The organism is Streptomyces luteireticuli (assembly GCF_041519305.1).
GTDB lineage: Bacteria > Actinomycetota > Actinomycetes > Streptomycetales > Streptomycetaceae > Streptomyces > Streptomyces luteireticuli.
The window spans coordinates 915,716-941,854 of record NZ_CP167927.1; the positions used below are offsets into that span (position 1 = coordinate 915,716).

Consider the following 26,139-nt stretch of genomic DNA (forward strand, 5'->3'; position numbering starts at 1 on the left):
TGCGGGCACATTGGAGGAGAAACCCTAGGCAGCAACCCAGCCAATTTCGAGACCGCGTACGGGCTTGGGGAACATCGGTACAGCCATTAACGCTAAGCACTTGATCATGGTCGTGAGCTGAGCGTTGTGGCGTCCGAGCGGGGTCGGCGTTCTGGAGTGCGGCGAAGTCGGTGCGGGCCGCCTCGATGGCTTCGGGGTACGCCTGGGTCTTCTCGCGTTCGGCGAGGGCCCGGTAGATGCTGGCGACGCTCGGGCTGAGACCTTTGCGTTTTCCGGTGGGGATCATCAGGTCGGGATCTGCTCGACGGACTCGCCGCCCGCGCGGCGCCGCAGCACGGTGTGCAGCATGTCGTCAGTGATGACCGGCGGCTGGCCGCCGTGCTTGCCCTTGCGGGCCGCGATGTCGAGGCCCTCCATCGTCGATTCGCGGATGTTCTCCCGCTCGGTCTACGCCATCGCGGCGAAGAACGCGAACAGCAGTGGCGCCGCGCCGATGGCGGTCGTAGCGGGGCCCGGCGAGCATCTCCAGGATCAGGCCGTGGGCGGTGAGATGGTCGGCGAGCACCGTGAGTTCGGCGGCGCCGCGGCCTCATCGGAAGCGACCATCGGGAGGGTGGTCAGACTGGGTGGTGATCGGGGACGGCGTTGAGTTCGATGTCGTGTTCGAGTAGGGCCTTCATCGCGCAGAGCGCGGTGGTGAAGCCGCCGACGGTGTCGTTCACCCAGCGGACGGTGTCGTCTCCCGAGCCCTGGAAGCCGGTCTCGGTGGCCTCGACGAAGGTGACCTGTTCCGTGTGCGGGGTGAACTTCAGCTCGACCGTGGTCGGCTGCTCGTAGTTGCCCCACTCGAAATGGCTGCGGTGCGTCGAGGGCGGGGCAGGTGCGTGACCTGCCGGTGTGATCCATCGCTCAGCTGTTGACGCAGGCTTTCGATCTCAAGGTGCTGTGCGGCCAGCTGCTGGGAGGGCCGCACCCTGGCGTGCCGTCCGCTGGAGATGGTGCCCGTCGAGTGCGTGGCCCGCGGCTATCTGACCGGCTCCGGCCTCACCGAGTACGAGCAGACCCGCACCGTCTGCGGGCTCGCCCTGCCCGAGGGGCTCACCGACGGTTCCGAGCTGCCGTCGCCGATCTTCACCCCCGCCACCAAGGCGGCGGTCGGCGAGCACGACGAGAACGTCTCCTACGAGGAGGTGGCCCGGCAGGTGGGCGCGGAGACCGCCGCCCAGCTCCGCCAGACCACCCTCGCCGTCTACGGCCGCGCCCGGGACATCGCCCGCGACCGGGGCATCATCCTCGCCGACACGAAGTTCGAGTTCGGCTTCGCGGACGGGGACCTCGTCCTCGCCGACGAGGTCCTCACCCCGGACTCCTCGCGCTTCTGGCCCGCCGACGAGTGGCAGCCGGGCCGCGCGCAGTCCTCCTTCGACAAGCAGTTCGTCCGCGACTGGCTCACGTCCCCGGCCTCCGGCTGGGACCGGCACGGCGAGCTGCCGCCGCCGGAGCTGCCGCAGGAGGTCGTGGAGCGGACGCGGGCGAAGTACGTCGAGGCGTACGAGCGGCTGACGGGCCTGAACTGGTCGTAGCCGCCGAGCCGTTCGTACGCGCCCGTACGGGGCGGGGGTCGGATCCGGCCTGCGACAACTGCCGGTGGCCCGGTCCGGCCGGCCGCCTCGGGGCCCGCGGCCCCGGAATCAGTGCGAGGGCGCCACGTCCCACACCCAGACGCCGCCCTCCTTCTTCGGCTCCTGCCCCGACAGGGCGGTCACCGCCTCGCGGAGCGGCGCCCCGTTCACGCCCGGGTCCAGCACGAGCGCGTCGGCCTTCCAGAAGCGGAGGTCCGCACGGAACGCGCGGCGCTGCTGCTCCCCGATCTCCGGGAGCTTGCCGGTCTCGTGGACCTTGCGCAGGAGCTCGGACATGAAACGCGGCTCGGGTCCGTAGATACCGATGCGGTCGGGGCCGTAGGGGCCGTTGAAATAGCCGCCCGGGAAGGCGAAACCGAGATCCGCGCGCACCTGCCAGTGCAGCGCCTCCACATCGGCCGGGCTCGGCACGGGCACCGGCACGAGCGTCCGGCCGGGGCGTACGTGCTCACGCCAGGTGCCGTCCGTGATGAAGGCGGGCACCGGGACGCGCTCGACGGTGCGGTACGGCGTGGGCACGAGCGGCAGCACGGCCACGGCGAGCGCGGCCCAGCCGAGCAGCCGGTGCGAGCGCTCGCGTTCGCTGCGCAGGCGGCGCGTGGCGAGCCGGTCGCAGGCGAGGGCGAGGAGGATGCCGAGCGCGGGCACGCAGATCATCGCCACGCGGGACTCGATGACCGACTCGAAGAACGGAAGGTCGCCGATCATCCGCCAGGGGCCGGGAAGCGTCTTGTCCGTACCGAGCAGCGGGATGTTGCGGCCCATCGAGAGGACGGCGGCGGCGAGCGCGGTGAAGCCGAGCGCACGCACCAGGGGCCGCCGCCACATGCGGACGACGACGATGACGGACAGGACGACCAGCGGCCAGCCGAAGAAGGCGTTCTCCTCGGTGCGGTTGACCGACAGCGCGGCCGCCTTCGCGTCGTCACCGGCCAGCGACCGGGTGGCGTACTCCAGCAGCGCCATCGGGTTGTTGCCGACCTCGCCGTGCAGCACGCTGTGGTAGCTCTGCGGCCCGAGGAACTGCCAGCCCACGGGGACGGCGACGATGGGCGCGGCGACGAGCGCGGCGACACCGAGGCCGCGCAGCAGCCGCCCGGAGACGGCGCGCGCGGCGTCCGGGTCGGCGACGGCGTAGCCGAAGGCGAAGAGCAGGAGACCGGTCACGGCCAGCAGCAGCGCCTCCTCGCCGAGGAAGACCTGGTAGGCGAGGAAGAGGCCGAGGAGGACGGCGTTCCGCGTCGGCCGTTCGCCCTCGCACAGCCGCACCGCCCGGTCGATGATCAGCGGGATCATGAACAGGACGAGGAAGTTGGGGTGCGCGTTGCCGTGCGAGATCATCGGCGGCGCGAAGGCGCAGAAGGCACCGCCGAGCGCGGCGGCCCAGCGGGAGCGCACGAAGCGCTTGGCGATCAGCCAGTACCAGGAGCAGGCCGTCACGGCCAGACCGCCGGTCAGCACGATCGCCCAGGTGACGTGCGCGCCGAAGGCGAGCGTCACGGGCGCGAGCGGTACGGAGAGCCCGAGCATGACCGTGTTGGCCATGAGGTTCACGCCGAGCGGGGCGTTCTGCAGGTGGGTGAAGAGCGGGTTCCGCAGGTGCGCGACGTTGTCGGCGGTGACGGCGAAGAACCACTCCCACTGCGTCTGGTCGGAGCCCGAGTCGGCCAGGTAGGCATGGCCGAGGCCGCCCCACAGCCCGCCGTAGAGGACGAAGGCGGCGAGGAGGTAGAGCAGGGGGATCGCCAGGCGCGCGCGGTCGCCGTGGTGCCAGCGGAGCCGGACGAGGTCGGCGAGCACGGTGGGGTAGGCGGACGGCCGGATCTTGGAGCCGGGCTGGTGGGCCCAGCGCACGGGCACCTCCGCGACCTCCCAGTCCCGGCGGCGGAAGAAGTGCAGCAGCTCGACGTCGTAGCTCCAGCCGTCGAGGCGGGACTCGGCGCACGCGGCGCGGACCTTGTCGCCGTCGAAGAGCTTGAAGCCGCACTGGGTGTCCCGTATGCCGGGCACGGCGGCGGCCCGTATCAGCCGGGAGCCGGCGCGCCCCATGAACTCGCGCACGGCGTGCTGGCGGACGGCGATCCGCGAGCCGGGCAGCGCGCGGGAGCCGACGGCGGCGGCCGCGCCCTCGTCCAGACGGCGCGCGAGGAGGGCGAGCTCCTCGATCGGGGTGGCCAGGTCGGCGTCGGTGACCAGGACGCGGCGACCGCGCGAGGCGAGGACGCCGGTGCGGACGGCGTGGCCCTTGCCGCGGTTGTCGGGGGTACGGATGAGCCGCACGCGCGGCTCGTCGGCAGCGGCGGCCTCGGCGATCCGCGCCGTGGCGTCGGTGGAGCCGTCGTCGACGACGATCAGCTCCCAGGTGACCGCTTCTTCCGTGCTGCCGAGGTGGGTGCGGATCGCTTCGAGGGTGGGGGCGAGGCGGTCCTCTTCGTCGTAGGCGGGGACGATCACCGTCAGGTCGACCGCTCGGCTCGCCGCCGGTCGGCTCACTGCCGTGGCTTCGGGGCGCCTTCGCGTCTGCTCGGGAAGGCCAGCGGGCGACTGCGGGTCCACTTGGGTTGCGCGCGCCCCCGCGGCGGAGCCGCATGACGCAGCACTGCCCCGCGCCCCTGATGGAGCGCCCGGCTGCGGGGCGCCCGAGGGTGCGTCATCGGACGGCTGCGCGGTCATTCCTGATCCCATCCCTCGGCCGATGGGTGGTGGTCGGGGACGGCGTTGAGTTCGATGTCGTGTTCGAGTAGGGCTTTCATCGCGCAGAGCGCGGTGGTGAAGCCGCCGACGGTGTCGTTCACCCAGCGGACGGTGTCGTCTCCCGAGCCCTGGAAGCCGGTCTCGGTGGCCTCGACGAAGGTGACCTGTTCCGTGTGCGGGGTGAACTTCAGCTCGACCGTGGTCGGCTGCTCGTAGTTGCCCCACTCGAACCGGATCAGACGTCCCTCCCGTGGCCCCGCCCCGTCCGGATGGCCGTACTGGTTCATTCCCGCTCTCTCTACTTTCTTCCGTCGAGGACGTCGCCCGCCTGTCCCCGCTGAAGTTCAAGAACCTCAACGTCCTGGGCCGCTACAGCTTCACCCCTCCACCCCGACCCAGGGCCTGCGCCCGCTGCGCAACCCCGACGCTCCCGAGCTCGACGACGAAGACGGCGCCGAGGACTGAACCGCCGGGCAGCTCAGCCTGCGTGAACCGCCTCCGTTCCGGTCAGGAGGAACGAAGTTGCGAGCCACTGCACGTCGGTCGTGCTCTGGTGGAGGTGGTGCCCGCTGCCAGGTCAGAGGCCGTGATCGATGACGTCGTGGAGGTACTGCACGGCGAGCTTCTCGGCATTGCGGTGCCGTTCAACGACCGCTGCGTCAGCATCGGACCATCGGCGGTAGAGATCTACAGTGGCGAGGAGCGCCTGTCCGGCCTCGTGGCGGTCGTAGCCGCACAGCGTCGCCTGAAGGTCGCGTGCCTCGTCGGGCGCGATGGACTCCAGGTGGCGCACACCGCGGGAAGGCGCACCCACCCGTCGGGCGGCCAGTGGGCCGAGCACGCTGTCACGCAGGTAGGCGAGGAAGCCGATGGTCTCGAACAGCTCCCCGCGGCCGAGCTTCGTCGCGCCGTAGTGCACCCAGACCCAGAACCGGTCCTCGATCCATTGGAGGTCGAACGCCGGATTGGCCGGCGGCTGCTGGGCGAGGGCACCCGTCAGCTGGCCGTCGCGGTCCCACAGGATCTCCGGGTCCTCGATCCGCTCGGCAAAATCGGAAGCCCGCACGAACTTGAAGTCCACGTGCAGGAGAGGCGGCCCGACGAGCGTGATGATCACACGCGGCTCGCCGACATGCTCCCCGGTGAACCCGGCTACCAGGGAAGCCCAGGAACTGATCAGTACGAGCCGCTCCCGCATGACCGCCTCGTACGCCTCGTCATCGATGGCCAGGATGAGGTCCACATCCGAGTAGACATCGGGGCGGCCGCCCACGAACGACCCGGTGATCGCCACACCGGCCACACGCGCATCCTTTTGGATCCGGGGCAGTACGTCGCTGAGGAACTGGCTGTGCAGGGAGGGGACGTCCATCTGCTTTCCTTCCGGTCGGAGCAAAGCAGATCAAAGTAACACTTAGGTGGGCGAGAATCGCAACCCAAATTTCTCACAAACGGTCCTTTTCTCGAACAAGATCAAAAGTGACTGTGCGGAGATCGCGGACTGCCGGATCGGTTCGCAGAACTCGTTCTCACTCAAAGGTGGGTTCGGGGCACTTCTGAGAATCGTTTGTGACAGCATCCGTGGGCATGATGGCCCCTCAAGAGGCTTCCCCGAGCGACGCCGACGACGTCGAGCGCCACCTCTGTCCCCGCTGCAAGGCCGACCCGGGTTCGCCGTGCCGCTCGCGCTCCGGCGCGGTCGCCAGCACCTACCACACCGGCCGCTTCACCAAGGTGCCCCGGCTCGCCAAGCTCCTGCGGGTGCCGACCCCCGCCGACCGCGGGCCCGGCCAGCCGTGGCGCCCCGGCACCCCGGTCCCGCTCGCTCTCGCGCCGGACACCCCGACCGCTGACATCCGCATCGGGTACGCACGGTGCTCGACGGTCACCCAGGAACTCCAGTCGCAGCTGGACGCCCTCGCCAAGCACGGCATCCCGCGCGACAAGGTGTTCTCCGAGAAGATCAGCACCCGCGTACGCGTACGCCCGCAGTTCGAGGCCGCGCTCGCGCTGGCCCGCCAGATCAAGGCCCACGCCCCGCACTGCCGCGTCATCTTCACCGTCTACGAGATGAAGCGCCTCGGCCGCGACGCCGCCGAACTCACCGCACTCGCCGACCACCTCACCGCCCACGGCCTGGTCCTGGAGATGCTCGCCGGACCCCTGCCCGGGATGTACGACCCGAGCGGCCCCGGCCGCCTGCTGTTCGCGTTCTTCGCGGCGATGGCGGAGACCGAGCGGGAGAACATCCGGGAGTCGACCCTCGAAGGACTCGACGCTGCGGCCCGCAAGGGCAAGCACGGCGGCCGCCCGCCCGTCATCACCGACGACATGCTGCACACCGTGCTCCGGCGCCGGGCGAACGGTGAATCGGTCGAGCAGATCCAGCCCGACCTGATCATCCCCACCGGCAAGCGCAAGGGCCAGGCCCCCAGCGTCGCGAGCATCTACCGCGCGCTCGCCGAGCACGAGAAGACCGAGGCGTACCCCGAGGCCGTCGCTCAGGCGCACGCCGACTTCGCCGACCTCCGGGACGTCGACGACATCCCTCGCCCCCGCCGGGTCCGTATCCGACGCCCTGACGACCCGCTGGCAGCCGACGAAGCCGACCTCCGCCAGCGACTCCAGACCCAGCCTCACCCGCACGCGGAGACCGCCACCCAGGAACCTTGATCGTTCTCGGCGCCAACCGCTGTACCGATGTCCCAAGCGCCGCCAATTGCATCGGATGCGAACTCGCGACGGTTTGCGAAGGACTGCCGAGCGGATGTGGGTGGCCCTGGATGACCAGGGTTCTTCCGCATGGAGATGACGGTGACGGTAGCTGACACCGGGCCGTCGCTACCAGCCGCTGTCACTCGTACGACTGGATGACCTGCGGGATCTTCACGCACTCGCATCTGATGCGGTTTTCTCGCATCGGGTGCGAGTGACGGAGGGTGGCGGGCCAATGGGGTTCGGGACGGTGCCGGGGGCGGCGAGGTTGCATCTGGTGGACGGGGTCGCGTTGCTGCGGCCCGAGGAGCAGGTCTTCTCCGCGATGCTGAAGGGGTTCGCCAACCAGCAGCTCGCGCGGAACCTGGCCCGCTCCACGGTCGAGGGCCGGGAGAACACGGTGAAGGCGTTCACCGCCCGCGTGAACGCCTTCCCCTGGCAGTGGACGCCGGCGATGGTCGACGAGTGGCTCGGGGACCTGCGGTCGCTACGGGACCTGAAACGTTCGACGATCCGCTCCTACTCGGAAGCGGTCCGCGCGTTCTGCCACTTCGCCACCGACCCGCTCTACGAATGGGCCGCCACCTGCGAAGAACGCTTCGGCACTCATCCCGTCCAGGTCGTGCATGAGTGGAACACCGCCGTACACGTCCAGGAGAACGAGTCGGACGCGAAGAAGCGCCCCTTCACCAAGGCGGAGTTGCACGCCTTCTTCTCTTACTGCGATGACGAGGTCGCCCGCATCCGGGCTTTCGGCCGCAAGGGCTGGCTGCCCGCCTTCCGTGACGCGACGCTCTTCAAGACTGCGTACTCCTACGGGACGCGGCGCAACGAGACGCGCATGCTGGACGCCGCGGATTTCGGCCGCAATCCGCACGGGGCCGAGTTCGGCGAGTACGGCCGGTGCCAGGTGCGGTTCGGTAAGGCGAAGAAGGGCTCGCCGCCCAAGCGCCGCAGCGTGCTGACCGTCTTCGACTGGACCCCCGACGTCCTGGACGAATGGTTCACCGAGGTCCGGCCCCTTCTCGGCGCAGACGGAAACCCGGCGGCCTGGCCGTCCGAGCGGGGCTTACGGATCGGCTGCCAACGGCTCAACTCCCGCTTCATCGCCTACCGCGAGGCCCTCGGCCTGGACGAGGGGCTGGACTTCCACTCCTTCCGCAGGTCCTACGTCACACACCTGATCGAGGACGGCTGGGACCCGCGGTTCGTCCAGGAACAAGTCGGCCACGAGCACGCCAGCACCACCTCGATCTACACCTGCGTTGGCTCGGACTTCCGCACCCGCACCCTGCGCCGGCACCTGGACGCCACCATCGCGGCCGCCCTGGAAAGCCAGAACGGGAGGCAGGCATGAAGCGCAAAGTCAGCTACACGTGGAAGCTGCGTGAAGTGATGGCAGCCCACGACATGTTCACCACCACCGCACTTGTCCCGCTGCTGCGTGACCGCGGCATCGAGCTGTCCGCCTCACAGGTCCACCGCCTCGTCTCCGGCACCCCAGAACGGCTCTCGCTCCAGGTCATGGCCGCGCTCTGCGACATCTTCGCCTGCACCCCGGCCGACCTCGTGACCACCACCGCCGTCAACGCCGGTGTCCGCAAGACCGCCTCCGATGACGCCCCGGCCCCACCGACGGCGGTCACAAAGCTCAGGCCCCGCCCCGCCCGGATCCTGCCCGACGCATGAGCCCCTCCTACACCCCTGAACAGCGCGAACGCTGGCACAAGAAGACCTGCTGTCGCTGCGGACGCCACGGCTGGTTCGCCGCCTGCTGGCCGGACGGCTACGTCTGCCGCACCTGCCATGACAAGGCCCTGCGAGTCCGCGGCTGCTGTCCAGACTGCGGCACCGACCGGGCGCTTCCCGGCCTGCGGCCCGGCGACCGCACCCCCGTCTGCCCGGCGTGCGCAGGCTTCACCGTCTCCTACGAGTGCTCCCGATGCGGCTTCGAGGGAAAACTGCACGGCCGACATCTGTGCACCCGGTGCACCTTCGCCGACAAGCTCGCCGAGCTCCTGGACGACGGCTCCGGACGCACCCGCCCCGAGCTCGTCCCGCTGGCCGATTCCCTACTCGCCATGGACAACCCGCTGTCCGGCCTGACCTGGCTCTACATGCGCAAGGGACGCACCGGTTCCGCCGGCGACCTGCTGCGTCGGCTCGGCCGCGGGGACATCCAGCTCACCCACGAGGCATTCCACACGCTCCAGCCCTGGCGAGCCGCCGCCCACCTGCGCGAGCTCCTCATGGACTGCGGCATCCTGCCCGCCATCGACAAGCAGATCTGCTCGTTCGAACGATGGCTCGTCAGCCACCTCGCTACCATCCCCGATCTTGAACACGCTCAGGTCGTCCGCCGGTTTGCCACCTGGGAAGTCCTCGCACGGCTTCGGACCCGCGCGGAGAGGAAGCCGGTCACCCCCGCCAGCCGCCGGTTCGCTGGAGACCAGGTCAAACACGCCACGGCCTTCCTCAACTGGCTCACGGATCACCGCGTCACCCTGATCACCTGCCGCCAGGCTGACATCGACGCCTGGCACGTCGAGCACAACGAACACGCCCGCAACTGCATCCGGGGCTTCCTGCTGTGGTGCATGACCAGCAAGCTCACCCGGCGCTTCCAGCTGCCCACGGCCGCCATCCGCCGGGCGTCCCCGATCACGCAGCACGAGCGCGTGAACCTGCTCGGCCGCCTCCTCGCCGACCACAGCCTTCCCCTGCGGACCCGCATCGCCGGAACCATCGTCCTGCTCTACGCACAACCGCTCAGCCGCGTCGTCCGGCTCACCATCGACGACGTCACCAACGACAACGGCCTCGTGCTGCTACGGCTCGGCGACCCGCCATCCCCGGTCCCCGAGCCGGCCGCGGGGCTCCTGCTCCACTGGATCGACAACCGGGACAACATGAACACCGCGACCAACCGCGACTCCCGGTGGCTGTTCCCCGGCCGCAGGGCCGGGCAGCCGATGCACCCCGACACCCTCGCGGCCCTCATTAACGACCTGGGCATCCCCACCGTCGCCGGCCGCACCGCGGCCATCCGGCAACACGTCCTGGAGATGCCAGCCAGCGTCGTCGCGGAGGCCCTCGGCTACCACCACGTCACCACAACCAGGATCGCCTCCGAAACCGGAGGCACCTGGAGCCGCTATGCCGCTGGAGAACACCTAAAGTCACCATCAGGCTGGACACCACGGACAACACGCGAGCGTTGAATACATAAGCTCATCAGTCGATCTCTCACAAAACGCCCCTGCGCTCCCAATACTGAACCGGAAGGGCATGCGAGTTACGGTATCGCTGCACTAGTTTCTCGAAATTCCGCCCTTCCAGCGGAGACGCTTCGGCCCGACGCTTCCGAATGTACGGCTCGATGGCTTCCCATACTCGTGGAGGTGATCTGTGAAAGCAGGCGAGCACTAAGTTGAATTCCAGCAAACGATGCTCGACGAGGACACCGAGGACTTCCAGCTGATCGTGCAGTTGCCAGAAGCTATGAAAGTCATCAGCACTCAAGCATGCGGGGTCAAATTGCTCTGGAGAGCCGAATTCGCCAGCTAGCAGGCGATGTCGGAAGGTGCGCGCCTCAGGGCTGTGGTATTTGTCCTGGAAGGAAAGCAGTAGATTTATGTGACGCGCGTGGCGCGCTTCCTTAATCTGCGAGTAGGCAAAGAAGCCTGCCACGATCACTACAACGGTGCCGAGAGCGGAACTCACAGCACTGACAACGGACCACACATCCCCCATGGCGGCAAGTACAGCACCACGAGGGGCTAACGAACAGGCCGCCTAAACATACGGTGTCTGTGTGATTCCAGCGCACTGCTGTTGTGGTCAAAATCGGCTACCACCACGTTGCCATGCACCGCCTCACACCAAGGCTGGAAGCACCTGGAGTCGACCCAGGTGATCACTCACGGTTGCCGACGGCGTGTACCCCACGAGGAACTGGCGGCAGTTGAATAGGCGAGCTCACCAGTCCCAAGCCCGGCGTAGCTACAAGGATTGCTGCGTGACCCGTGCGTGCGGGGTGCGTTCATCGGCTACGCGAAAGATCATCGCGTGCGGCCGCTGGATCGGTGTGCTTCGGGAATCGGCATTCTCGGTAGCGTGACCCTCTGTTGTATGGGGTGCCCACGTGTCCGGCTGATCCGTGCGGGGGCTTTCGACGAAGAGTGATGAGGTTGCAATGGGTGAACTGACGAAGCCCGAGGTCGACGTTCCGGAGGGTGCCGCTCCTACCGAGCTGACCATCCGGGACCTGATCGTCGGGGACGGGGCTGAGGTGAAGCCCGGCATGGTGGTCAGGGTCCACTATGTCGGGGTGACCTTCGAGTCCGGGAAGGAGTTCGATGCCTCCTGGGACCGGGGCCAGCCGTTCAAGTTCGCCCTGGGCAGTGGCAGGGTCATCAAGGGCTGGGACCGAGGGGTGACGGGGATGAAGGTCGGCGGTCGACGCGAGATCATCGTTCCCCCACGTCTCGGCTACGGCAAGCAGTCGCCCTCGCCGTTGATCCCGCCGGGCTCGACCCTGGTCTTCGTGGTGGACCTGCTTGACTCGTATTCCAGCACAGCCGGGTGGAGTAATGCCTAGGGAGTGTCGTCAAAGGGCTACGCCCACATGAGAAGTGAGGCGAGGGTGACGGCTGCCTGGTAGCACTCGGCGATCTTGTCGTAGCGAGTTGCGATGCCTCGCCATTGCTTCAGCCTGTTGAAGCAGCGTTCGACGAGGTTACGGCGTTTGTAGATCTGCTTGTCGAAAGCGGGCGGGCGCCCGCCGGAGCGGCCGCCTCGGAGGCGGTTGGCGATCTGGTCCGCTCGTTCGGGAATAGTGTGGGCGATGTTGTGCTGCCGAAGCCAGGCGCGGATCGCCTTCGGACTGTAGCCCTTGTCGCCGATGACATGAGCGGGTCGGGTCCGGGGCCGTCCCGGACCCGACCGGGGCACCCGGATGGCGCCCATCACAGCGGTGAACCGCGTGCAGTCGTTGACATTGCCGCCGGTCAGGACCAGGCCGAGCAGGCGGCCGACTCCGTCGACCGCCAGGTGGAGCTTGCTGGTCAGCCCGCCGCGCGAGCGGCCGAGAGCCTGGTCGCGGAGCCCCGTTACCTTTTTCGTGGCCCCGCAACGGGGTTCCCGGCCTCTGGTCCCGGCATGACTTGCAGCCCCTGTCGATCATGATCGAAAAGGTGGTGTCACCGGGTACCGGAGGCATTGGCAGACCGCTGATTAGGGGCACGAGCGCCGATCCTGTTCCGGGTGAGGCAGTCTCTTCGTAACGTGGATGCCGGCACGCTGATGCCGCAGGTGAGGCCGGGGAGGGCGCGACCGCTGTGGAGAGTGCACGTGATCGACACGGGTGACATCGACGTCTACCTGGGCCTGGACGTGGGCAAGGGCGAGCACCATGCCACCGCCCTGACTCCGGTGGGCAAGCGGGTCTTCGACAAGCGGCTGCCCAACACCGAGCCGAAACTGCGTGAGGTGTTCGCCAAGCTCCAGGCCAAGCACGGCACTGTGCTGGTGGTGGTCGACCAGCCGGCTTCGATCGGAGCTCTGCCGCTGGCGGTGGCCCGTGACATGGGCTGCAGCGTCGCCTACTTGCCCGGCCTGACGATGCGACGGATCGCCGATCTGTACGCCGGTGAGGCCAAGACCGATGCCCGGGACGCGGCGATCATCGCCGATGCCGCGCGGACGATGCCGCACACGCTGCGAAACCTGGCGCCGTCCGACGAGACCATTGCCGAGCTGGAGATGATCGTCGGCTTCGACGACGACCTGGCTACCGAGTCCACGCGGATCAAGAACCGTCTGCGTGGCCTGCTCACCCAGATCCACCCGTCGTTGGAGCGGGTCCTCGGTCCCAGGCTGGATCATCCCGCCGTCCTGACACTCCTCGAACGTCACGGATCCCCGGCCCAGTTGAGGAAAGCCGGGCGACGCCGACTGGTGACCCTGCTCAGACCCAAGGCCCCGCGGCTGGCCGAGCGCCTGGTCGAGGACGTCTTCGACGCCCTCGACGAGCAGAGCGTCGTCGTGCCCGGCACCGACGCAGCCTCGCTGATCGTCCCCAGCCTCGCCGGCTCACTCACCTCCGTGCTCGACCAGCGCAAACTCCTCGCCGCCCGCATCGAGGAACTGCTGGAGGCCCACCCTCTTTCCCCGGTCCTGACCTCCATGCCCGGCATCGGGGTCAGGACCGGAGCCCGCATCCTCATCGACGTCGGCGACGCCAGCGCTTTCCCCACGGCCGGCCACCTGGCCGCCTACGCCGGACTGGCACCCGTGACCAGGAGCTCCGGCTCCTCCATACGCGGCGAGCATCCCTCCCGACGAGGCAACAAACAGCTCAAACGAGCCTTCTACCTCGCTGCGTTCGCATCGCTGTCCCAGCCCGAATCACGCACCTACTACGACAAGAAGCGACGGCAGGGAAAGCACCACGTCGCCGCCCTCGTCTGCCTCGCCCGGCGGCGCATCGACGTGCTCTTCGCCATGCTCCGCGACGGCACCTTCTACGCGCCCCCTACCGCCATCGCCGCTTGACGAAAACCATAGGGGCACCTTTTCGGGCTCCGGCGGCATGCTGGTGGGCTCGGACAATGGTGGAGTCGACCGAGGCGAGCCGGTCGATGTCGCCGGCTGCGTCCGCCTTCGCCTGCGCGGCTTGCAGCATCCGCTCGAAGGTGCCGTCCTTGGCCCACCGGCGGAAGCGGGTGTGCAGGGTGGCCCAGAACCCGTACCGCTCGGGTACGTCCCGCCAGGCAACCCCAGTGCGGAACTGACCGCAGCAGGTCCCACTCGGCATCGGACAACTCCTGGCGACGTGTCACCCAGCCATGGTCCACTGCCCAAGATCACGGGTCGATGCCGTGACGGCCTGAGCGCCAAGGTCTACCTGGCCTGCGTCGGACCGTGCGGGCTCAGACTGCGAAGCCACCGTCCACCGCCAGCTCCGCGCCTGTGATGTATCGAGCGCTCTCACCGGCCAGGTATGAGACGGCGTCCGCGACCTCCGCCGCCGTGCCGTAGCGGCCGAGCGCAGTGAAGCCGCGCTGGAAGTCGGCGGAATCGCCGTCGCCCGGGTTCATGTCGGTGTCGATCGGGCCCGGGTGGACCAGATTGACGGTGATCCCGTGCGGGCCGAGCTCCCGGGCCATGCCCTTGGTGAAGCCGATCAGAGCGGCCTTGCTGGTCGCGTAGAGCGCGCTTCCGGGGAAGGCCACGCGCTGGGCGATGCAGCTGCCGATGCTCACGATCCGTCCACCCTCGGCCAGGTACTGCAGCGCCGCCTGGGCGTAGAGGTAGGGCGCGCGAACGTTCACCGCCAGCACCCGGTCGATCTGGTCGCCTGTCACCGCCTCGATTGGCCCGACGGCGCCGACACCCGCATTGTTCACCAGGATGTCCAGCCGCCCGAACCGCTCGGCGACCGCCGCCACCGCGCCGCACACCGCCTCCGGGTCTGCGCTGTCCGCGCGGACGGCCCAGCCGCTCCGCCCCATCGCGGTGATCTTGGCGACCACCTCCTCGGCCAACTCGGCCGAGCCCTGGTAGGTCAGCGCCACATCTGCGCCGTCCTCGGCCAGCCGCAGCGCGACCGCCGCCCCGATCCCCCGACTGCCGCCGGTAACCAGCGCCACCTTGCCGTCGAGCGCCGTCGCACCCTTCATCGTCATCTCCGTAAAACTCCTTGTTCCGGTCTTGGACACGCTCAATCCAAGACCGGAACGCCCTGCGAGTCCGGCGGCATTCAGACGTCACGTTCAATCTTCAACGACGAATCCGTGCACCCCGGAAGTACGAACCGACCCCGGCTGCCCGGTGCAGTTCGGTCCGCCCGCCGGATCGGCAGCAACGCGGACCAAGGGGCTGGCGGCCGGCCGACCGCCACCGTCCAGCACCGCGCACGCCGAGCTGGTCAACGCCGGTCAGCTCGGCCTCCGCGGGCAGGTCCCGGCCGGACGGCGCGAGTTTGAAGACGTGCCCTAGCTTGATCTTTAACCTGTGCGGCGGGGCTTCGGGGTGGTCGTCTTCTTCTTTTGTCCCTGTGCTGGCTGTGTCTTCTTGGGTGTGTGCACGTCGTGGCGAGGTGCAGGACGCGTGTTTTTTCGGCCCGCCGGTCGTCCGGGGCCAGGGCGGGTGGGTTTCGGTGCTCTGGCCGGGCAGGCGGTCTGTGGGCGGATGTGCCGGAAGTCGCGGCGGACACGCGCGGGAGTGAGCCTGTCCGGAGGGCTGGGTTGCTCCCAGGGACGGCGCCGGTCGGCTGCGAGGGGGCGGACGAGACGCAGTTGGGTGTAGGCGGCGAGGATCAGCCAGGTCCAGCGGTCAGCGGCCTCGGGCGTGCGGATCTTTGGGGAGGTCCAGCCGAGGGTCTGTTTGAACAGTCGGAAGGTGTGCTCGATGTCGAAGCGCCGCAGGTAGGCCTGCCAGAGACGGTCGGTGTCTGCCGCAGTGGCGTCGGTGCCTGACCACCACAGCCAAACTGGCTTTGGTGTTGCGCCGCTGTGAGCTTCCCCCGAGATGCGGAGTCAGTTGACAGAGGGTCAGATGGGACTCATGAGAGGACCTTCGACCATGGCTGCCCCGAGAAGATATCCGCTGGAGTTGCGTGAGCGTGCGGTGCGGATGTACCGCACCTCCGACCCGAGGCCGCAGATCAAGAAACTGGCCGTCGACCTCGGCGTGCATCCGGAGGCCCTGCGCGGCTGGATCCGCCAGGCCGAGGCCGATGCCGGCGAGCGCGACGACCGGCTCACCACCGACGAGCGGGCCGAGCTCACGGCCCTGCGCAAGGAGAACGCCCAGCTCAAGCGGGCCAACGACGTGCTGCGGACGGCCTCGGCGTTTTTCGCGGCGCAACTCGACCCGACCCGGCCCAGGTGACGGCGCTCGTTGACGAGCATCCCCGCCTGGGGGTCGAGTGCGTACTCCGGGAGCTCCACATCCCTTCCGCCACTTACTACCGCTGGCGCCGCGCGGAGAAGGAGCCGTGCGAACGGCGCCGCCGGGACGTCGAGCTGACCGAGCAGATCCGCACGATCCACGCCGACTCCGGCGGGATCTACGGCTCGCCGCGGGTGCACGCCGTCCTCAAACGGGAGGGCGTCCGCGTGGGCCGCAAGCGGGTCGAACGGCTGATGCGCGAGGACGGTCTTGCGGGCGTGAGCCCACGCCGCAAGAGCGGCTTCACGCGCCGGGACCCGAAGGCCACCTTGGCCCCGGACCTGGTCAACCGGGACTTCACCGCACCCGCGCCGAACCGGCTGTGGGTCACCGACCTCACAATGGTTCCGACCGGCGAGGGGCCGCTGTGGCTCTCGGCGATCCGCGACGCGTTCTCCCGCCGGGTGGTCGCCTGGGAGACCTCCGCCCGCGCCGATGCGGACCTGGTGCTGACCACCCTCGAGTACGCCCTCTCGTCCCGCGAGGTCGAGCCGGGCAAGCTCATTCACCACGCCGATCACGGCTGTCAATACACGTCCATCAAGCTCACGACCCGGTTGGTGCGGGCGGGAATTGAGGCGTCCATGGGGTCCGTGGGGGACTCGTACGATAACGCCCTCGCGGAAAATCTGTGGATGCTGATCAAGACCGAGGGCCTGCGCGGCCGCACCTTCGCCACACGTGCCGAGGCGAACCTCGCGCTCTTCGAGTACATCGACGGTTTCTATAACCCCCGCCGCATCCAAGAACGGCTCGGCTACCTCAGCCCGATCGAGTTCGAGGAGAAGCACTACACCGACCAGGCGACGGCCGAACCAGCGAACCTGAACACCCATCAACCCGTCCCGACCTGCTGATCAGCAACTCTCACGCAGCGGGGGAACCTCACTGGGCAGGTGGCCGATGTCCAGGCGGATCACCGTCCCTTCGATGACCGGGAGGGTGCCGTCGTCGGTGGCCCAGGAGGAGCGGTGGGTGAGCCTGGGGTGCAGCCGGTCCCAGGAGCGGGCTCTGGCGGTGCCGTAAAGACGTGTGTCGGTGACAGTTTCGGTGTCCGGGACGCCCCAGGTGTCGGGCTGCCCGAAGACGAATTCGCCGCCGTGCCGGGGTGGGCGGCCCATCGTGTGTGGCTGGCGGGGTGGAACAGCCCGGCGCAGGACTCGGTCGGAGCGCATCCGGGCGAGGACCTGGACCGGCAGGTCTTTGAGGAGGAAGGCGAGACGGGGTGCGTCGTATCCGGCGTCCGCGATGACGAGCACGTCGGGGTCGCCCTCCTGCCACTGCCCGGCGGTGATCAGCCGGTGGAGCAGGTCACGCAGCTGCCGGGCAGTGACGGTGGCGCTGTCGTCCCCGGGGGCCAGGCGAAGCGCGTCCAAAGGCGCGGTCCAGGAACTGCGGCCCGGCTCGAGCGCGCAGATGATCGAGTACGGCCAGCCAGGGACAGGGATGTGCTGGTCTTTGCCCCGGCCGTATGTGTGACACAGGATCCGCTGCGGTGAGGTGTGGGCATCGGGGCGTAGCCAGCAGGTGATGTCGATGGCCAGGACCAGCCGGCCGTCGACAGCCCGCGGCAGTGGCACCGCGGCCAGGGCCCTCCGCAGCCGGCCGGTATCGACCCTGCCACAGGCGAGCGCCGCATAGAGCCCGCCATGACCACGACGGTGTTCGCCGACCAGCGACAGTTCAGCCAGCGACCTCACCGGTCCGTCACCGCACAGAACGGCGTCAGCCAGCTCGAACAACGCATCCGAACGAGCGGTGAGACAGGAGTAGAACTCGCCCCGGAAGCATGACAGTTCCGCCAATGCCTCTTGCCGGGCATCGCGATGCAGCAGAGTCATCCTCACGGCCTTCGTGCTGGACATGTGCGTTCCTTGGTCGGAGCACATGTTCAGGCGAAGGCCGCTTTGGTGTACGGCGGTTACCGAACCGAGTGATCAAGTTCGAGGCACCATTCGACGTCGGCCGTTAAAGATCAAGCTAGGGGCGATCGAGCAGAAATCTCACCCGGGATTAGATGCGAATCCGTTGGGAGGAGCGGCGGTTCGGGCGGCGGTGACGAAAGCGTCGCGGGCGGATTCGGCACTCTCGATGAGGGGGTCCCGGATCCAGCCGCCGATCAGTTGGTTCCAAGTCGAGGGGCACTCGTCGGCGAGAGCGAGGGTCTGGTCCACCTGCGTGCCGGTCAGGATGCCGCTGTCACGGAGGCAGAAGTCCAGCAGGTCCCGGTCATTCCATCTTTCCTCTTCTTCCTTGTTGGCCCAGCCAACAAGGAAGTCCCACGCAAGGTGAGCCGCGTTGTGACGGTCGTCCTCGCAGGTCTCTGCGTCACGGGGGCACCATCTGCGTTCCAAGGCGGCGATTGCGAATCGAAGCACGGCCCGATCAACCGCCACCTTCTCCAGGTACTGACAGCGTTCGCGCAGATGCTCGGCTGCGGACAGGAGGTCTGGAGGGGCCATGAGCTCCAACGGCGCGTACGTATCCTCCACCGCCGTGGCGTATTCGAGCAGGCGCAGCTTGCGCTGCTGTTGCTCGACATCGGGCAACTGCTTCACCGTCCGAATCATGGAATCCGTGGCACGGAGAAACTCCGCGGCCACATCGCCGAGTTGTGCGCGGCGCCGCTGCTCGCGTTGGTTTTGGGCCTGGACCTGCACAGCAGCCAGAGAGGCGACGGCCTGGTGGCGCCCGGCCGTGAGCGCGGCGTCCGCTGCTCGCTCGGCGCCGCGCTTGCTCCACCACGCCGACGCGAAGGCGACGGGAACGGAGAGAAGGGCGGCGATGGCGCCCATGTCCGCCATGTCCATGAGGCCATCTTGCCTGGGCACGGGGCGGCTTGGTGGACGTTTGGCGCAAGCGGTCGGGGTGGCGCCCCCGAGGCGCAGAAGGAGCTTCCTGCTTCCCCGCCGACGGTCACATCACGGAGCATAGATGTTTGCGATTGGCCGGGGCCAAGAGCGCCTGGGGTCCTGTCTCGCCGGCTCCCCCAACGCGGTGTGTGCTGGCGTCGGGGTTGTTCAGATCGGGCTTGGGGTGGTTGCGGGTGAGCGCACGCCAACGCACTACGACTGGATCGTCGAGGTCGTCCATCCGGTGCCCCGGGGCCTCCATCTGCTTGATCCGCCGCTCGCCTATCCGCGGTGCCCCCTACGTTCCGCACGGGATGAGCTCCCGCACGATGGGGAACGCTACCCGACCGGCGAACAGCAAGGTTAAGTAGCGGTGGTTCGCGTGTGGTTGGGTCCTCCATCCTTCGGGGCGTCAGCAGGCATCAAGCTCGGCGACCAACCGAGCGGCTTCTCGGCGCACGGGTCCAGCCGTGGGTCCTGCGGGTGAGCGTGCCGCCCGGCGACCTTCGCGCAGAAGAACAGCGCAATTCAGCCGTCCCGTTCGGGTCTCCAGGTCCTGGCGGCGTTCGTTCCACACGCGCTGGGCCAGTTTCGGTGCGGCGAGGGAGTTCCCCCACAGTGTCGCGGCGTCGAGCCCGCGGGGCGCCGTGCCCCAGTCTTCCCAGTCGATCACGAGCGCGGCCTTCCCGACCGGTGCAGCCGGGGCCAGTTCGAACTCATCGGCCCGCCACATCAGCGGCTCGTCCTGCTCGCGCCAGGTGAAGCCCGCGAACCAGCGCGACATGGCGACGCCGGAAAGCACCGCAGCGGTCTCCGGACCGTTCCACCCTTGGGTGCCGATCCGGTCGAACCCGTGCCGCTCGATTCGCACCCACGTGTGCCGGTCCGTCCGGGCTCCGACGGAGCGGCGCTTACGCACGATCGTCTGCTGGTCGAGCCTCACCTGAAACGACTGCTCGACTCGGTCCAGGACCTCGTCCACCGGCTCACGGCGGAGATCGACACCACGCGACACAGAGAGCGTCATAGCCGGACCGTAGCAACGGCGCGCCCCCGCTCACGGCGGATTCGGCGACCGGTCGCCATGAGGGCGAACGCGGAGCGCGACCCAGACAGGGGCCCGTTCGCCGAAGAGCCGTCGTCGGTTGAGGAAGGGTACGGGCGAGGGGGAACCGGCAAAGGAGAGAGAGAAGCGGTGCCTGTGGCCACAGCAGGTAGCGGAGGCTCGGCGCTCAAGCGGGCACGGTTGGCGCGGAACATGACGCTCGAGGAGGCCGCTGACGCCTTGAACGCGATCACCGGGCTGGCGGCGGACGCGAGCTTGCTCAGTGCTTTCGAGTCGGGTCGGCGCCGTACAGGGAAACGGAACGGCTCCGGGCTGTGCGAGCTGTACCGAGAGCGGCCGGAGGTGCTGTTCGCCCATCAAGACGGGGCTGCCACCAGCATGCTGGAGGTTTCTGGCACGGCGGAGGTCGTCAAGCTGCTGACCCGCTGGACCGACCTGATCGAGGCGATGGTTGGGGTCGCCGCCGGCGCCCGGGAATACCTGGTCGTGACCGGCAGCCGGTCGCGGGAGAAGGCGTATCTGGCCGCGATCGAGACAGCGGTGGCCCAGCACCCGGATCTGGTGCACTACCGGGTGCTGTACGGGACGCCGAGGCACCGTGCCCTAGCCGATCATCTGGTGCGGCTGCTGACGCTGCGAGACCCGACGTCCCGGCGCAACGGAGTGAAGACGTTGCACATCAGGGTGGTCGAGCAGCCGGAGGCACTGGAACGGTTCTTCGTGGCATCAGAGACAGCGGCAGTGGCGCCACTGCCGAGTTTTCACGGGGCGGAAGGGTTCGACTGCGGAGTGCTGCTGGGCCGGGAGGCGGCGGTGGGGCTGGTCCAGCACGGGCGGGAGGCGTGCGCCTCCGCGCGGCCGGTGGAGACGATCGAGGCCGTACGCGCACTGCCTGTACGGCACACCTGACAGCAGGGCAAGGAGAACAGCGTGGGCGAGAACCTTCAAGCAGCGGCTGCCGAGCGGTGCGCGTCCGTGATCGGCCTGGCGCAGGAGTTGATCCGGCTGCCGAGTCGGGGCGGTATCGACGGCTACGGCCCCGTCCTGGGCGTCCTGGAAGGCTGGCTGGCGGGCCGTGCGCTGCCACACCGGCGCCTGTACGACGATACCGGTGCGCTCGTCGGCCTGCTGGTGGAGATCGCGGGCGGGAAGCCCGGCCCGTGGTGGGCCCTGGATGCCTGCATGGACACCGCCCCGTTCGGGGACGAGAGCGCGTGGTCATTCCCGCCGACGGCCGGGGACGTGGTGGACGGCTGGCTGCGCGGACGCGGCGCCGCCGATTCCAAGCTCGCCGCCTCGGTGTTCTGCCACATCGCCGCCGACCTCCACTCCCACGCCGCCGGCCTGCCCGGCGGTCTGGCCGTACTCCTGGACGTGGACGAGCACACCGGCGGCTTCGGCGGCGCCCGCGCCTACCTCAACGACCCCACCGCGCCCCGCCCCGCCGGGGTGATGATCGGCTACCCCGGGCTGGAGGACCTCGTCGTCGGCGGTCGGGGACTGTGGCGCGCCGCTATCGCGGTCCATGCCCCCTCCGGGCACTCCGGGTCCAGCCGCACGGTCGTCGGCGCGATTTCCCGCGCCGCGCACCTCGTACGCCTCCTCGACGCGGCCGACTTGCCCGGCGTCGATGGCGCATCGGGGTTTCCGCTGCCGCCGAAGCTGTCGGTGACCGCCTTCCACAGCGGCCAGGGTTTCTCGGTCACCCCCGACCTGTGCGAGCTGAACGTCGATATCCGCACCACGCCGGCCTTCGACGCCCACGACGCCGAGACGCTGGTGCGCAAGGCCGTGGCTGAGCTCGACGCGGAGCTGCCCGCCCCTCGCCCGACCGGGATCACCCCGGTGGCCAGCTGGCCGCCGTTCCGCCTGGCGACGGACGAACAGCCGGCCGCCGCTCTGCTGAACGCCGCTGCGACCGAGGGGCTGGTGGTGCGACCGAAGACGGCGGGCCCGTCGAACATCGGCAACCTGCTGGCCGGCGAAGGCATCCCGGCCACCGCCGGGTTCGGGCCGGTCTACGAGGGGCTGCATGGCATTGACGAACGGGTACGCCTTGCCGAGCTGCCGCAGGTCTACGCCGTCTACCACCGGGCGGTCCTCGATCTCCTCCACGCAGGCTGACGCCTTCTAAGCGGTCTTGGCGAAGTTCGCTGCGGCCCCCGTCAGGTCCTCACCCGGCGGGGACCGTCTCGTCAGCCGCAAGTGAGTTGCCCTCGGCGATGCTGCCGCAGGAGGACAGGGCCTCCTTGCCGGCGAACCGGGCGCGCAGCCAGGCGAGCGCGGTGGGCACCGTGGCCGTGGGCGCGGTCAAGTGGCTGAGGGCGTCGTACTGCTTGTACCAGACCGCGGCGCCCTCGGCGCAGTACTTCCGTGCCAGCGCCCGTGTGTCCCCGGCGACCGTGATGCCGTCGCCCGAGCCGATGCCCGCGATGTTGCTCGTGGTTCCCTCGAGGGAGCCGGCGTTGCCCTGGCCGATGTAGCCGGGGACGGTCGGGGTCGGTGCCAGGCCGAGGTTGGTCTTGTTGACCGCCTCGACGAGCTCGGGTACGGAGTTCGGGTTCGCGTACTCCGGCTTCGCCATCTTCTTCCACGTCAGACCGGGGTAGTGGCCCAGCGCGTCGGCGATCGAGGCGTGCTGGTGCTCGTCGACCAGCTGCTTGCCGTAGCCGTTCAGGTACTTCTTGAGGTCGAAGTCGTACGAACGCGCTTGCCCGATGAGCAACTCCGGGATGAGCCCGGACCACACCTGACTGCCTTCGATGTACCTGAGGATGTGTGAGGGCTTCACGAGCACCCCGCCCTCGGCGTATCCCACCAGGCGCTTGTTGATGTCGGGGGCGTATGTGGGCGCGAGGGAGGCGGCCCAGTTGGTCGCGACGGCGCCGCCGGAGTAGCCCATGAGGCCGACGCGCGCGTCGGGGCTGATGCCGGTCCTCGACGCCGCGCCGGAAGCGGCACGCAGGGAGTCCAGCGTGTTGTACCCGTACTCGCGGGAGGCCGTGAGGTGGGCGGCCTGCCCCTCGGTGTCAGGGAGGACGACGTCGTAGCCGGACAGCAGGAGCGGCGCCACGAGCGTGGACTCGCCGTTCGCGATCAAGCCGCCGGGCAGCTTGACGTTGCCCGCGACCGCCCGGGACGGACCGTCTTCGGGGTCGAGCGAGTCGTAGAACGACTGGTACGACACGACTTTGCGGCCGTCGCCGCCAGGGCTGCGCAGCACGGAGGTCACGCCTGCGGACGGGTGGCCCTGCTCGTCGGTGGTGCGGTAGAGCAGCTGCGTCGCCTGGAGAGGTGTCGCGATACCCAGGACGTGGTACGGCAGCGTCCGGACCTTGAGCACGTCCCCGGGCCTGTACGAGGACAGCGGCTTGCTGCCGTTGTAGGTGTAGAACGCGTCGCTCCCGGCAGTCGTCGACGAGGACTGCTCCTGAACGCCGGACGCGACAGTGGGCACGGCGGCGACGGCGAGGGCGACGACACCCGCGATCGCGGCGTGCCGCACTCTGAATTTGCGCATGACTCTCCCAAACGGTGTAAGCGGATTCAGAGAGATGACCGCTACGGCCCGAAGGGGGGGAGTGGCCAAAGGTCGGTTCCGGCGCAACCTAACAAAGGCGCACGGCAGTTGACCAGGGGTGCGCCAGAGTCTTCACGGGACGAACGGCGGCTGAGTCAGTGACCCCGCTCCGCCAATTCCCTTGGGGTGCGGCTCTCCTCCGGTGAGGTCGTTGTTCAGGCGGTGAGTTTGTAGTTGGCCTGGTCGGCGGCGGGATGGAGGCCTCGGTGTTCGGCCTGGACGTGGAAGTTCCAGTACGCCGGGAAGTCGTCGTTACTGATGACGGCGCGGAGGATGAGGAGGGCCTCGGCGCCCGGGACGCTCCATCTGCTGCCGGTAATGTCGAGTCTGTCGGTGAGGTGGCGGGCTGCGCCTTCGATGACGCCGCTGGCGATCGGCCGGCCGGCGGCGAGTGCCCGGTCGTAGTGGACGAAGTCGGCGTTGCTGTTGAGGTATTGACAGGCTTTGTCGGCGGCCGTGCGTTAATCACCCGTCAGCTTGCAGTGGTCGGACTCGGCGCGGATCTCGTCGGCGGCCTGCTGGGCGTATCCGCGGAGGATGCGGGCTGCCTTGACGGCGATCCAGCCCTCGGCGTCCGCATCGGCGGGGGCGTGGAAGCAGCGGGAGGCGGCCCACTGGGTAGGCCGCGCGGCGAGGTGCCCGTTGCCGGGTCCTTTTCCGCACGGCCCCCCACCGAACCACGCGGGCAGTTGGGTAGGCCGCCAGCGAGGTGCCTGTGACCAGGCCCTTTTCCGACGGCCCCCACCGAACCCACCGTGCTAAGCGATCTTGAGTATTTGGGCTGTGGCTGGCGTCATCGCAGCAGCCCGCCTGTTCAGGGCACGGTCGACGGCGGTGTGGAGCTCCTTGGCGGTGGTGTAGGCACGGACGGGCATGTCCTGGTACTTGACCGAGCGCCAGATGCGTTCGATGCGGTTCAACTCCGGTGATCTGGGAGGGAGGTAGAACAGATGGACTCCTATGGCGGCCAGTTCCTCGCGACGTCCCTTGAAGGCGTCGGCGTGGTGGATGGAGGCGTTGTCCAGCACGATGGTGCAGGGCCGAGAGCGCTTGAAGCCAACCGGCGACGTACTGAGTCGATCCGCTCCGCCGGGCAGCCTGGCGATGTGGTTGCAGACGAAGTCGAGCACCGTCGCCGCGTCAATCCGGTGCTCGACCGTGGTCCACAGCAGTTCGGGCTCGGGGCCGGTGTCGTTGAGCGCGCCGAGCACGTTGACCCGGCGGTTCTTGGTGTCCTCGCGGTTGACCACGACTCGTGTTCCGGTGCGGGCCCAGGTGTAGCCGGTCGGCAGGGTCGGGGAGAATCCACACTCGTCGAGGTAGTACAGGTCCTCGATGCCGACTTCGGACCTCAGCCGTACAGCCGCAGACCCTCCAGTCGTGCCCATGCGGCAGCCTGGGGCCGGGTCGGCCTGGTGCCGGATGCTGTCCCGAGTGCATTTCCAGCGGAAACCGTCCCGGTGCAGCAGCACTGACAGCCACGAGGAGTCGAGGACGACACCGCGTTCGCGGCGCAGCCACTCGGCCAGTGCCGGCAGCGTCCAGATCTCGCCTCGCACCGCGGCCTCGTCCAGCATCGCCTCCAGGGCATCAAGGTCCTCGCGCCCCCAGCGTGGCGGACGCCCCGGCCGCGCGGCGTCCGCCAGAGCCCCGAACCCTCCATCGAGAAAACGGTGCAGGGCTTTGCGCACCGTGACCACGTGTTTGTCGAGAATCGACGCGATCTGGGGCGCGGTGCGGCCCTGGGCCGCGAGCCGCACGCAGTCCAGCCGCATCCGTTCGTTAGGTACGAGATCCCGGCACTTCAACCGCCGCCGCAGCTCGGCGACTTGCTGCGTCGACAGCTCCAGACCCAGCGGCTTCATCACCATGGCAGCCCCCTCACGAGGTGGCCTACCCAAGCCGCACCACAAATCACCAAGATCGCTTAGCCCGGTTCCAGAAACGTCCCAGATCCGCTCCCAGGAAGTCCCCACTTCTGTCCCTGGGAACGGACCTTCGATCGCGGTGACATGGAGTCAGCACCACCGCACCACCTTCAGGTCAACCGATGCGAAGGAGGGCCGGTCATGGTCCTGAACACGCCCGACACGCACAGTCCCGCCGAGCAGGAGACCGCCGCCGCACCGAGCCGGGGCAGCTTCGCGCCGCGGTTCAGCACCCATGCGGTGGCTGACCTGACCCTGGGCCGCAAGAAGGAGAACGACTCGGACAAGTCGAACTACTTCGAGTGACCTGTCCCAGGGTGTGACCGAACAACCCCGGGGGCACGGCCAGGCCGTGCCCCCCGGGCGCGTCACAGCAGCCGGGAGCCGAGGAGGTTGAGGGATGCAACAGGAGTGGTTGGCGAGCGGAAACGCTGTCGGTGGTGTGCGGGTCGAAGGGCTGGACAGCCTGCGCCGTGGGGCCGGTGCGCAGGTGCGGGTCGTCACCGAGGGGCATGTGCGACTGGCGGTGATGGGCGACTGCCCGGTCGCCGAGAAACAGATGAAGGCCGCGCTGTCGGCGGCGGAGTCGGGCCGGTGGGAGGAGCTGGCATCTTGGCCGGGCTCGTACTGGGTGGTCGCGGACAACGGACTTCAGCGGTTCGTGTGCGGTGACCTGGCCGGCATCAGGCCCGTCTACTACAGCCTG

21 protein-coding genes and 6 pseudogenes are annotated in these 26,139 nt (G+C 68.7%); 13 read left to right on the forward strand and 14 right to left on the reverse strand.

Annotated elements, in window-relative coordinates:
- Positions 1 to 285: 285 nt before the first annotated feature.
- The gene (locus tag AB8735_RS03960; RefSeq protein WP_372405396.1) at positions 286 to 417 is read right to left on the reverse strand and encodes a hypothetical protein; all 132 of its coding nucleotides are present in this window, start codon (positions 415 to 417) and stop codon (positions 286 to 288) included.
- Positions 418 to 947: 530 nt separating this feature from the next.
- On the opposite strand from AB8735_RS03960, the pseudogene AB8735_RS03965 reads away from it, so the two are divergent.
- A pseudogene (locus AB8735_RS03965) lies at positions 948 to 1,583 on the forward strand (phosphoribosylaminoimidazolesuccinocarboxamide synthase); the annotation flags it as partial.
- Between the two features lie 108 nt (positions 1,584 to 1,691).
- On the opposite strand, the gene AB8735_RS03970 reads toward AB8735_RS03965, so the two are convergent.
- The 3 genes from AB8735_RS03970 to AB8735_RS03980 all read right to left on the reverse strand — a co-directional run bounded on the left by AB8735_RS03970 (position 1,692) and on the right by AB8735_RS03980 (position 5,709).
- Positions 1,692 to 4,136, reverse strand: a complete 2,445-nt coding sequence (locus AB8735_RS03970; protein WP_372405397.1) for a glycosyltransferase — start codon at positions 4,134 to 4,136, stop codon at positions 1,692 to 1,694.
- A 176-nt stretch (positions 4,137 to 4,312) separates the two neighbouring features.
- Complete coding sequence (locus tag AB8735_RS03975; RefSeq protein ID WP_372405398.1) at positions 4,313 to 4,624, reverse strand: hypothetical protein; 312 nt, start codon at positions 4,622 to 4,624, stop codon at positions 4,313 to 4,315.
- A gap of 290 nt (positions 4,625 to 4,914) precedes the next feature.
- The gene (locus AB8735_RS03980) at positions 4,915 to 5,709 is read right to left on the reverse strand and encodes a nucleotidyltransferase domain-containing protein (protein WP_372405400.1); all 795 of its coding nucleotides are present in this window, start codon (positions 5,707 to 5,709) and stop codon (positions 4,915 to 4,917) included.
- 215 nt (positions 5,710 to 5,924) lie between these two features.
- Here AB8735_RS03980 and AB8735_RS03985 point away from each other — a divergent pair, with 215 nt between their 5' ends.
- The 4 genes from AB8735_RS03985 (at position 5,925) to AB8735_RS04000 (ending at position 10,273) form a co-directional block, all read left to right on the forward strand.
- Positions 5,925 to 7,010 carry a recombinase family protein gene (locus tag AB8735_RS03985; protein WP_372405402.1) on the forward strand — a complete coding sequence of 362 codons (1,086 nt, stop codon included), beginning with the start codon at positions 5,925 to 5,927 and terminating at the stop codon, positions 7,008 to 7,010.
- Positions 7,011 to 7,287: 277 nt separating this feature from the next.
- Complete coding sequence (locus AB8735_RS03990; protein WP_372405404.1) at positions 7,288 to 8,409, forward strand: tyrosine-type recombinase/integrase; 1,122 nt, start codon at positions 7,288 to 7,290, stop codon at positions 8,407 to 8,409.
- Positions 8,406 to 8,741 (forward strand): helix-turn-helix domain-containing protein, encoded by a 336-nt coding sequence (locus AB8735_RS03995; protein ID WP_372405406.1) that lies wholly within the window; start codon positions 8,406 to 8,408, stop codon positions 8,739 to 8,741. Before AB8735_RS03990 ends, AB8735_RS03995 begins: the two co-directional genes overlap by 4 nt.
- Positions 8,738 to 10,273 (forward strand): hypothetical protein, encoded by a 1,536-nt coding sequence (locus tag AB8735_RS04000; RefSeq protein WP_372405407.1) that lies wholly within the window; start codon positions 8,738 to 8,740, stop codon positions 10,271 to 10,273. The genes AB8735_RS03995 and AB8735_RS04000 overlap by 4 nt, the downstream gene beginning before the upstream one ends.
- Positions 10,274 to 10,298: 25 nt before the next feature.
- Here the strand turns inward: AB8735_RS04000 and AB8735_RS04005 are convergent, their stop codons facing one another.
- Entirely contained in the window at positions 10,299 to 10,775 is a 477-nt protein-coding gene (locus tag AB8735_RS04005) for a hypothetical protein (RefSeq protein WP_372405408.1), read from the reverse strand.
- Between the two features lie 472 nt (positions 10,776 to 11,247).
- On the opposite strand from AB8735_RS04005, the gene AB8735_RS04010 reads away from it, so the two are divergent.
- Positions 11,248 to 11,652 (forward strand): FKBP-type peptidyl-prolyl cis-trans isomerase, encoded by a 405-nt coding sequence (locus AB8735_RS04010; RefSeq protein WP_372405409.1) that lies wholly within the window; start codon positions 11,248 to 11,250, stop codon positions 11,650 to 11,652.
- Positions 11,653 to 11,669: 17 nt separating this feature from the next.
- Here AB8735_RS04010 and AB8735_RS04015 read toward each other — a convergent pair.
- Positions 11,670 to 12,185, reverse strand: a pseudogene (locus tag AB8735_RS04015) (IS5 family transposase); the annotation flags it as partial.
- Positions 12,186 to 12,356: 171 nt separating this feature from the next.
- Here AB8735_RS04015 and AB8735_RS04020 point away from each other — a divergent pair.
- Positions 12,357 to 13,607, forward strand: a complete 1,251-nt coding sequence (locus AB8735_RS04020) for an IS110 family transposase (protein WP_372411747.1) — start codon at positions 12,357 to 12,359, stop codon at positions 13,605 to 13,607.
- 19 nt (positions 13,608 to 13,626) lie between these two features.
- On the opposite strand, the pseudogene AB8735_RS04025 reads toward AB8735_RS04020, so the two are convergent.
- From AB8735_RS04025 to AB8735_RS04035, 3 genes and pseudogenes are all read right to left on the reverse strand, one after another.
- A pseudogene (locus tag AB8735_RS04025) lies at positions 13,627 to 13,839 on the reverse strand (transposase); the annotation flags it as partial.
- Between the two features lie 145 nt (positions 13,840 to 13,984).
- On the reverse strand, positions 13,985 to 14,740 hold the full coding sequence (locus tag AB8735_RS04030; RefSeq protein WP_372405410.1) for an SDR family NAD(P)-dependent oxidoreductase: 756 nt from the start codon (positions 14,738 to 14,740) through the stop codon (positions 13,985 to 13,987).
- 321 nt (positions 14,741 to 15,061) lie between these two features.
- Positions 15,062 to 15,568 (reverse strand): annotated as a pseudogene (locus tag AB8735_RS04035) (transposase); the annotation flags it as partial.
- Positions 15,569 to 15,638: 70 nt separating this feature from the next.
- Between AB8735_RS04035 and AB8735_RS04040 the strand changes: the two are divergent.
- Positions 15,639 to 15,947 (forward strand): transposase, encoded by a 309-nt coding sequence (locus tag AB8735_RS04040; protein WP_372404934.1) that lies wholly within the window; start codon positions 15,639 to 15,641, stop codon positions 15,945 to 15,947.
- A complete protein-coding gene (locus tag AB8735_RS04045) occupies positions 15,944 to 16,864 on the forward strand; it encodes an IS3 family transposase (RefSeq protein ID WP_372404936.1) in 921 nt (306 codons plus the stop codon). The genes AB8735_RS04040 and AB8735_RS04045 overlap by 4 nt, the downstream gene beginning before the upstream one ends.
- 18 nt (positions 16,865 to 16,882) lie before the next feature.
- Here AB8735_RS04045 and AB8735_RS04050 read toward each other — a convergent pair.
- The 3 genes and pseudogenes from AB8735_RS04050 to AB8735_RS04060 all read right to left on the reverse strand — a co-directional run.
- A pseudogene (locus tag AB8735_RS04050) lies at positions 16,883 to 17,848 on the reverse strand (transposase); the annotation flags it as partial.
- Between the two features lie 162 nt (positions 17,849 to 18,010).
- Positions 18,011 to 18,817: a hypothetical protein gene (locus AB8735_RS04055; RefSeq protein WP_372405412.1), complete on the reverse strand. Its 807-nt coding sequence runs from the start codon at positions 18,815 to 18,817 to the stop codon at positions 18,011 to 18,013.
- 454 nt (positions 18,818 to 19,271) lie between these two features.
- Positions 19,272 to 19,886, reverse strand: a pseudogene (locus tag AB8735_RS04060) (hypothetical protein).
- Between the two features lie 417 nt (positions 19,887 to 20,303).
- Between AB8735_RS04060 and AB8735_RS04065 the strand changes: the two are divergent.
- Both AB8735_RS04065 and AB8735_RS04070 read left to right on the forward strand, forming a co-directional pair.
- Positions 20,304 to 20,834, forward strand: a complete 531-nt coding sequence (locus AB8735_RS04065; RefSeq protein ID WP_372405413.1) for a hypothetical protein — start codon at positions 20,304 to 20,306, stop codon at positions 20,832 to 20,834.
- A gap of 21 nt (positions 20,835 to 20,855) precedes the next feature.
- The gene (locus AB8735_RS04070) at positions 20,856 to 22,049 is read left to right on the forward strand and encodes a M20 family metallopeptidase (RefSeq protein WP_372405414.1); all 1,194 of its coding nucleotides are present in this window, start codon (positions 20,856 to 20,858) and stop codon (positions 22,047 to 22,049) included.
- A 49-nt stretch (positions 22,050 to 22,098) separates the two neighbouring features.
- On the opposite strand, the gene AB8735_RS04075 is transcribed toward AB8735_RS04070, so the two are convergent.
- Complete coding sequence (locus AB8735_RS04075) at positions 22,099 to 23,445, reverse strand: lipase family protein (RefSeq protein ID WP_372405416.1); 1,347 nt, start codon at positions 23,443 to 23,445, stop codon at positions 22,099 to 22,101.
- A gap of 266 nt (positions 23,446 to 23,711) precedes the next feature.
- Between AB8735_RS04075 and AB8735_RS04080 the strand changes: the two genes are divergently transcribed.
- Positions 23,712 to 24,224, forward strand: a complete 513-nt coding sequence (locus AB8735_RS04080; protein ID WP_372405418.1) for a hypothetical protein — start codon at positions 23,712 to 23,714, stop codon at positions 24,222 to 24,224.
- Positions 24,225 to 24,263: 39 nt separating this feature from the next.
- On the opposite strand, the gene AB8735_RS04085 is transcribed toward AB8735_RS04080, so the two are convergent.
- On the reverse strand, positions 24,264 to 25,376 hold the full coding sequence (locus AB8735_RS04085) for an IS630 family transposase (protein WP_372405419.1): 1,113 nt from the start codon (positions 25,374 to 25,376) through the stop codon (positions 24,264 to 24,266).
- A 198-nt stretch (positions 25,377 to 25,574) separates the two neighbouring features.
- On the opposite strand from AB8735_RS04085, the gene AB8735_RS04090 reads away from it, so the two are divergent.
- The gene (locus AB8735_RS04090) at positions 25,575 to 25,739 is read left to right on the forward strand and encodes a hypothetical protein (protein WP_344027133.1); all 165 of its coding nucleotides are present in this window, start codon (positions 25,575 to 25,577) and stop codon (positions 25,737 to 25,739) included.
- Positions 25,740 to 26,139: the final 400 nt, after the last annotated feature.

What these genes read in the sequence shown, in the direction of transcription:
- AB8735_RS04010 (WP_372405409.1), top strand. Translation starts at nt 11,248, where the DNA reads ATGGGTGAACTGACGAAGCCCGAGGTCGACGTTCCGGAGGGTGCCGCT.
- AB8735_RS04085 (WP_372405419.1), bottom strand. Translation starts at nt 25,376, where the DNA reads ATGGTGATGAAGCCGCTGGGTCTGGAGCTGTCGACGCAGCAAGTCGCC.
- AB8735_RS04090 (WP_344027133.1), top strand. Translation starts at nt 25,575, where the DNA reads ATGGTCCTGAACACGCCCGACACGCACAGTCCCGCCGAGCAGGAGACC.
- AB8735_RS04065 (WP_372405413.1), top strand. Translation starts at nt 20,304, where the DNA reads ATGCTGGAGGTTTCTGGCACGGCGGAGGTCGTCAAGCTGCTGACCCGC.
- AB8735_RS04000 (WP_372405407.1), top strand. Translation starts at nt 8,738, where the DNA reads ATGAGCCCCTCCTACACCCCTGAACAGCGCGAACGCTGGCACAAGAAG.
- AB8735_RS03990 (WP_372405404.1), top strand. Translation starts at nt 7,288, where the DNA reads ATGGGGTTCGGGACGGTGCCGGGGGCGGCGAGGTTGCATCTGGTGGAC.
- AB8735_RS04020 (WP_372411747.1), top strand. Translation starts at nt 12,357, where the DNA reads ATGCCGCAGGTGAGGCCGGGGAGGGCGCGACCGCTGTGGAGAGTGCAC.
- AB8735_RS04040 (WP_372404934.1), top strand. Translation starts at nt 15,639, where the DNA reads ATGGCTGCCCCGAGAAGATATCCGCTGGAGTTGCGTGAGCGTGCGGTG.
- AB8735_RS03980 (WP_372405400.1), bottom strand. Translation starts at nt 5,709, where the DNA reads ATGGACGTCCCCTCCCTGCACAGCCAGTTCCTCAGCGACGTACTGCCC.
- AB8735_RS03960 (WP_372405396.1), bottom strand. Translation starts at nt 417, where the DNA reads ATGGAGGGCCTCGACATCGCGGCCCGCAAGGGCAAGCACGGCGGCCAG.
- AB8735_RS04030 (WP_372405410.1), bottom strand. Translation starts at nt 14,740, where the DNA reads ATGACGATGAAGGGTGCGACGGCGCTCGACGGCAAGGTGGCGCTGGTT.
- AB8735_RS04055 (WP_372405412.1), bottom strand. Translation starts at nt 18,817, where the DNA reads ATGGACATGGCGGACATGGGCGCCATCGCCGCCCTTCTCTCCGTTCCC.
- AB8735_RS03995 (WP_372405406.1), top strand. Translation starts at nt 8,406, where the DNA reads ATGAAGCGCAAAGTCAGCTACACGTGGAAGCTGCGTGAAGTGATGGCA.
- AB8735_RS03975 (WP_372405398.1), bottom strand. Translation starts at nt 4,624, where the DNA reads ATGAACCAGTACGGCCATCCGGACGGGGCGGGGCCACGGGAGGGACGT.
- AB8735_RS04075 (WP_372405416.1), bottom strand. Translation starts at nt 23,445, where the DNA reads ATGCGCAAATTCAGAGTGCGGCACGCCGCGATCGCGGGTGTCGTCGCC.
- AB8735_RS03985 (WP_372405402.1), top strand. Translation starts at nt 5,925, where the DNA reads ATGATGGCCCCTCAAGAGGCTTCCCCGAGCGACGCCGACGACGTCGAG.